We start from the raw sequence: 2,128 nt of genomic DNA on the forward strand, positions 1-2,128 counted from the left end.
CCAACTTGTCAACAGAAAGTTCACCAACTCTACCAGGTGCTGTAGACACAGTATCAGCAATAAGTTTTTGTACATAACCTTGTTGTACATCTAACCAGGTTTGTGCAAAGCTAAACTCATCCGCTGTACCTTTAGCTAGAGACTCAGCCTTCTTTAAAGCTAAATGAGCTTTACGAATATCTTCAGGAGCTGAGTTGAATAAGTGTTTACCAACTGCTGAACCATTCTTTTCAGCAAGCTTAGACATAAACTTATTAGCAAATACCTCTTTGCCTTCTTTCCAGAAGTTATTAGCATTTCTCCAAGAAGCAATAAACTCAGGGTTCTTTGTTGCTAAAGCACCTTGTTCAATTATCGCGTCAGTTTTCTTAGCTAAAGAGCTAATCATACCTGAGGACATACCTTCACCTAATGCTTGTGGCTTTTGTGCGTTTCTGGCTTCAGATAGTAATTTACTTCTATATGCTTGAGCTTCAGCAAATGAGATAGTATCATCAAATTTCAGAATATCATTTAGCTCTTTTTTAGACCAGTTTCCTAATGATTTTTGCTTTGTTCCTGAAGACTTGTTAAGCTCTTTCCTAGCAAAGTCTTTTAAAGATTTAGTCGATACTGGTAGAACCTCTGTAGTTACTTCTTGAGTGACTTTTCTACCCAGCATTTTACCAGCTTGGTCTAGTATTCCAGTAGGGGTTTCTTGAACTACAGTCTTAGTCCTCATGATTGGCTTGTATAGCTCATCAAGTTGAGCGTACATCTCACCACCCATTTTAGAGTGAATGACTCTTCCAGCTTGTAATCCATTTAGGAACATTGTTCCAATACCCTCATCAGTCAAAATCTCTTTTGCATTCCGATTAAATGAATTTATATAGCCGTTTGTGTAATTAGTAATAGCTTGGTCGTTAATCGCTCTAGCGTCTTTAATGACTTTACTACCACCCCAGGTAGAGCCAGCCAAACCCTCGACTGTATCAACTAGCCTGTGGGTTGTCATTTGAGAGGCTGTTAAAGAGCCACCATGCTTCTCAATAGTTTCTGCAACCTGCTCAATACCTTTAATTGGTTTGGGGCGTACTGCTGTCCATAACTTACCGCCAGTCATATTCCATATTGGTTTAGCACCCTTAAAGAATAAACTACCAGCTAGGTCGTACATACCTTCTTCACCACCTGATTCAAACGCTCTATTAAGAGCTTCTTCAATGCTTTTTGGGGCTAAAGGACTATCTGTAACAGCCTGGTAAGCTTGTTGAGAAAGGTCTCCAACAGCACCGCCAATAACCGAGCCAATAGCGCTACCACCAACAACACCCCAAGGACCAAGGGGTGCGCCCATTTTACCGCCAATAATACCGCCACCGAGACCACCTGCAAGTTGCCCGCCTTCTTGTTCAAAGAAACCAGGCTCTTCATGCTCACCAAAAGGTCTATCTAGCGATGGTACATCGTCATATTCCCCGTCATCAATCATGCGAGCAATCATCTCGGCATCAGTGATATTTCCTTGGTCATCAGCTCGCTCTAAAGCAAGTAATAATTCTTCTCTAGTAGCCATAACTTTCCTTATTATTTAAGATATTTTTCTAAAAGAGCCTCTTGCTTCTGTGTTGTGCTGCTCTTATCAACTATATTCCCACGGCTGTCATATTCGGCTACAACATCTTTAGAATATCCTTTTCTAATTTTTCTTTTCTTATTTTCAACAGTTTCTCTCATATTCTTAATGTACTCAAGAACCGCTGTGTCTGGTAAATATAAAGGATTACCAGTTTTAATCTTCTCAAACATTTTTTGCTCATTAGCTGTCAACACAGAGCCAAAACGCTCATGTCTAACTTCGCCAATTAAGTTTTCCCATAATGCTGAGATAGCATTGCCTTCATCACCACGAGTCCAAGTCTCCCAAGAAGACAAGCCAGGAACGTCTCCAATCAATTTGCCAGTCTTGGCATCTACATATTGACTAATTCGTCTTTCTAGTTGCGATAAAGCATCTTCAACACCACTGACCTTATTTAATCCACTTGCCAAGCTGGTAACTTTCCTATCAAGAACTTCCTTTTTGTTTATATCAGCTGAACCAGTTGATTGTAGGTCTTGGAACTCAAAGTCATTTTCTTGTCCT

General features: G+C 40.2%; 1 protein-coding gene and 1 pseudogene. Both read right to left on the reverse strand.

Translation table 11 applies throughout. The features are described from left to right. Nucleotides 1–1,558 (reverse strand): annotated as a pseudogene (locus AC30RD_RS08740) (hypothetical protein); the annotation flags it as partial. A gap of 11 nt (nucleotides 1,559–1,569) precedes the next feature. Beyond that, on the reverse strand, nucleotides 1,570–2,128 hold a 559-nt coding region (locus tag AC30RD_RS08745), incomplete at its 5' end, for a hypothetical protein (protein ID WP_489494121.1).

This window comes from Nitrosophilus sp. (genome assembly GCF_982775275.1).